1 tRNA gene and 2 rRNA genes are annotated in these 5,000 nt (G+C 56.1%); all 3 read left to right on the top strand.

Annotated elements, in window-relative coordinates:
* Positions 1 to 138 precede the first annotated feature (138 nt).
* The 3 genes from EOA49_RS28835 (at position 139) to EOA49_RS28825 (ending at position 3,694) form a co-directional block, all read left to right on the top strand.
* Positions 139 to 3,067, top strand: a 23S ribosomal RNA gene (locus EOA49_RS28835).
* A gap of 225 nt (positions 3,068 to 3,292) precedes the next feature.
* Positions 3,293 to 3,407, top strand: a 5S ribosomal RNA gene (rrf, locus tag EOA49_RS28830).
* A gap of 210 nt (positions 3,408 to 3,617) precedes the next feature.
* Positions 3,618 to 3,694, top strand: a tRNA-Met gene (locus EOA49_RS28825).
* The last annotated feature ends 1,306 nt before the right edge of the window (positions 3,695 to 5,000 follow it).

Raw genomic sequence — 5,000 nt, 5'->3', positions numbered from 1 at the left:
CGAGAAGCTGGTCTTTTTGTGCCAATTCCATTGAAGCAAATCCCGCACAGGATTTGGTTCGTGCGACAATCTCTTCGGGATTGCGCTTATGCGACGATCCCTTCGGGATCGCGCATGATGGGTATTGGCAATGAGAACGATCAAGTGTCTTAAGGGCAATTGGTGGATGCCTTGGCATGCACAGGCGATGAAGGACGTGATACGCTGCGATAAGCTACGGGGAGGTGCGAATACCCTTTGATCCGTAGATCTCCGAATGGGGAAACCCACCTAAGGTACTTGGAAAATCAGAGCAGCAGGGCAACTGACGCGGCAATCCCAAAAGGATTGAGCGTGGGGCGACGATCTCTTTGGGATCGCGCTGTTTTTGCTGCTGTGGTTTCCAAGTATCGATAATAGGTAACTTATCCTGAATACATAGGGATAAAGTGGCGAACGCGGGGAACTGAAACATCTAAGTACCCGTAGGAAAGGACATCAACCGAGACTCCGGAAGTAGTGGCGAGCGAACCCGGACCAGGCCAGCGGCGATTGAGAGACAAGCGGAACCTTCTGGAAAGTTGGGCCATAGCGGGTGACAGCCCCGTACGCGTAATGCGATCAATCGTCCTTGAGTAAGGCGGGACACGTGAAATCCTGTCTGAAATTGGGAGGACCACCTTCCAAGCCTAAGTACTCGTGCATGACCGATAGCGAACTAGTACCGTGAGGGAAAGGTGAAAAGCACCCCGACAAGGGGAGTGAAAGAGTACCTGAAACCGATTGCCTACAAACAGTGGGAGCCCGTCCTTCAAATCGCTTGACGATTTGAAGAACTTTTGATTTTGCCATCAAGAGCGCAAGCGCTTTGATGGGCGGGTGACCACGTACCTTTTGTATAATGGGTCAGCGACTTAGTGTGACGAGCAAGCTTAAACCGATAGGTGTAGGCGCAGCGAAAGCGAGTCTGAACAGGGCGTTCAGTTCGTCGCATTAGACCCGAAACCGAGTGATCTAGCCATGAGCAGGCTGAAGGTAAGGTAACACTTACTGGAGGGCCGAACCCATAACTGTTGCAATAGTTCGGGATGACTTGTGGCTAGGGGTGAAAGGCCAATCAAACTCGGAAATAGCTGGTTCTCCGCGAAATCTATTTAGGTAGAGCGTCGACCGAATACCCCAGGGGGTAGAGCACTGGATGGGCTAGGGGTCCTCACCGGATTACCAAACCTAACCAAACTCCGAATACCTGGGAGTACTAGTCGGCAGACACACGGCGGGTGCTAACGTCCGTCGTGAAAAGGGAAACAACCCTGACCTACAGCTAAGGTCCCCAAGTTATGGCTAAGTGGGAAAGGATGTGAGGATCCCAAAACAACCAGGATGTTGGCTTAGAAGCAGCCATCATTTAAAGAAAGCGTAACAGCTCACTGGTCTAAATAAGGGTCTTTGCGCCGAAAATGTAACGGGGCTAAAGCCATACACCGAAGCTTAGGGTTCGTGAGCAATCACGAGCGGTAGCGGAGCGTTCTGTAAGCCAGTGAAGCCGTACCCGTGAGGGGCGGTGGAGGTATCAGAAGTGCGAATGCTGACATGAGTAACGTAAGGGGAGTGAGAGACTCCCCCGCCGAAAGACCAAGGGTTCCTGCTTAAAGTTAATCTGAGCAGGGTTAGCCGGCCCCTAAGACGAGGCGGAAACGCGTAGTCGATGGGAATCACGTTAATATTCGTGAGCCTGGAGGTAGTGACGGATCACACAAGTTGTCCAATCTTATCGGATTGAAAGGGCAGCGGAGTGGTTCCAGGAAATAGCTCCTCCTTATAGACCGTACCCGAAACCGACACTGGTGGTCTGGTAGAGTATACCAAGGCGCTTGAGAGAACTATGCTGAAGGAACTCGGCAAATTGCACGCGTAACTTCGGAAGAAGCGTGACCCTTTTTTGCGCAAGCAGAGGAGGGTGGCACAGACCAGGGGGTAGCGACTGTTTATCAAAAACACAGGGCTCTGCGAAGTCGCAAGACGACGTATAGGGTCTGACGCCTGCCCGGTGCTGGAAGGTTAAGAGGAGGGGTGCAAGCTCTGAATCGAAGCCCCAGTAAACGGCGGCCGTAACTATAACGGTCCTAAGGTAGCGAAATTCCTTGTCGGGTAAGTTCCGACCTGCACGAATGGCGTAACGACTTCCCCGCTGTCTCCAGCATAGACTCAGTGAAATTGAATTCCCCGTGAAGATGCGGGGTTCCTGCGGTTAGACGGAAAGACCCCGTGCACCTTTACTATAGCTTTACATTGGCATTCGTAGTGGCATGTGTAGGATAGGTGGTAGGCTTTGAAGCCTGGGCGCCAGCTCAGGTGGAGCCACCCTTGAAATACCACCCTTATCACTATGGATGTCTAACCGCGGCCCGTTATCCGGGTCCGGGACAATGTATGGTGGGTAGTTTGACTGGGGCGGTCGCCTCCTAAAGAGTAACGGAGGCGCGCGATGGTGGGCTCAGAACGGTCGGAAATCGTTCGCTGAGTGCAATGGCATAAGCCTGCCTGACTGCGAGACTGACAAGTCGAGCAGAGACGAAAGTCGGTCATAGTGATCCGGTGGTCCCGTGTGGAAGGGCCATCGCTCAACGGATAAAAGGTACGCCGGGGATAACAGGCTGATGACCCCCAAGAGTCCATATCGACGGGGTTGTTTGGCACCTCGATGTCGACTCATCGCATCCTGGGGCTGGAGCAGGTCCCAAGGGTATGGCTGTTCGCCATTTAAAGCGGTACGTGAGTTGGGTTCAGAACGTCGTGAGACAGTTCGGTCCCTATCTGCCGTGGGTGTAGGAATATTGAAAGGATCTGTCCCTAGTACGAGAGGACCGGGATGGACGGATCTCTGGTGGACCTGTTGTGGCGCCAGCCGCATTGCAGGGTAGCTATATCCGGACGGGATAACCGCTGAAGGCATCTAAGCGGGAAACCCACCTTGAAACGAGTATTCCCTGAGAACCGTGGAAGACGACCACGTTGATAGGCCGGGTGTGGAAGAGCGGCAACGCTTGAAGCTTACCGGTACTAATAGTTCGATCGGCTTGATCGTTCTCATTCCTAATATCCATCCGACAAAGTCGGATGGTCTGCCAGCGCTCACGCATGAGCGGCCCTTACGGGCCTATGCTCCGCGAGGGCGCCGGACGACCGGCGACGCGCAGTCGCGCTTGCGGGCTTCGCCCGTAGGCAAAACGCAGACGTCGCCTTGGCACAAAACGACGATCCTTTGGATCGCGCTTGAACAGCTTCTCGATTTGAACGTGCGTTTCGCCGACCTGGTGGTTATGGCGGAGCGGCTGCACCCGATCCCATTCCGAACTCGGCCGTGAAACGCTCCAGCGCTGATGGTACTTCGTCTCAAGACGCGGGAGAGTAGGTCGCTGCCAGGTCTGCCAAGCGCACGTTCATCTCACATCCGGATCCGGATGCAGACAAATCTTCTCCTTGCGATTGTTGTGATGCATGTCGTTGCCTCAAAACCGCTAACACTTTTGAGCGACATGCATGAGGCCCGCCAAACGGGATCCCGGGCCGCGCAAGCGGCCCTTTCATTGGGCGGTCCCTTGAATACGGTAAGCGCAAACTTACCTCTATGGTGACGCGGGGTGGAGCAGCCCGGTAGCTCGTCAGGCTCATAACCTGAAGGTCACAGGTTCAAATCCTGTCCCCGCAACCAATCCAAAAACGCCCGCCTCGTGCGGGCGTTTTTGTATCTGGCCATACTGGCCGGCTGATGTGAGCGGTCATCAGGCCCGCAAGCAGCGAACCGACGCAGCGCCGGCAGAAAAGCCAAATCCTGTCCCCCACACCAATCCACGGCCCGCCAACGCAGGCCGTTTGCGTTTGCGGCGGCGCGCCTGGATGCGAAGCCGCCAGCGAGGTCCTCGGGAGCAACAAGCACGGCGGCGTCCCGCAGGTAGCGCAGTTGGACACCCCTCGCTCGATCGAAGGATATCAATGAAACCTCGAGCGCCTGTTGGGACATCCTGGCCATTGCGCGAGATCACCGGTTTTCGCCGATAGCGGCTGAACGAAGTGGTGCCGCGATTGACGCCGCCCATGACGAGATCGGTCTGTGCACCGCACGGCGCGGCGCTGCGGCCCGAGGCTGAGGGAGCTCTCATACCTTTCCCCGCTGCATGGCACGTAGAACGCTGACGATCATACAAGAGGGCCTAAGTTCGGCGGATCTCGACGCGCTCGCCGGCGACGCTGGCTGGGTCAAGGCCTGAGCGGCTAGTCGAGTAGCCGAGGTCTCGCGGCTTGCAGGAGGGGAAGGTTAAATCTCCGGACCGACCTTATGGAAGGCGACTGGCCTGTCTGTCGATGGACGCCACATGCTTTCGGCGACGTCGAACCCGACCGGCTCGCCGACGTCCTTTCCCAGCCATTCTGGGTGAAGCTGCATCCCAGAAACCTGGTCGAGCGATTTAATGACGAATCGAGCGGCATATCAATGTCGCGGCATCGTCCCGGATGTCTCGCCGGGGTTCGTTGCTCGAGCAAAGCAATGAACCGGCTATCCAGTCGCTGCCACATGGAATGACGCTGTCAGTTGAGCCGGTGATCCCTTAGTCGTGGGCGGCAGATCGGTCCGGCCACGCCCGAGAAAGTGCGGCGACCCGACGCGACGGCTACCATAAACTTCGGGGGCACCATCATAGCAGCCGGCTAATGCATATCGCCCGAAATTCACAGCGATTTCGGGACAACGACGTGCATCAAATGAGGATGCAAAGCGCATCGCTGGAATTCGTTCGCCGACATGCTGAGAAAGTTCGAAATCGCTGTTGACACCCCGAATGGCTCCGACTATATACGCCCCACCAACGAGGGCGGCGCGCCGCTGGCGGCTGAGAAGTTCGCTTCTCAATCTGCCCTCTGTGAAATTCAAGAGAGCCGCGTGAGCGACACTCGAAGGGCCCCGAAGCGGCAAGCGAAAGGGGCCGGGACATCGCGTCTGCGGTGTCGGTTCTTTGACA

This window comes from Mesorhizobium sp. M1A.F.Ca.IN.020.04.1.1 (genome assembly GCF_003997315.1).
In the GTDB taxonomy this organism is placed as follows: Bacteria; Pseudomonadota; Alphaproteobacteria; order Rhizobiales; family Rhizobiaceae; genus Mesorhizobium.
This window is presented reverse-complemented; position numbering and strand designations above follow the sequence as displayed.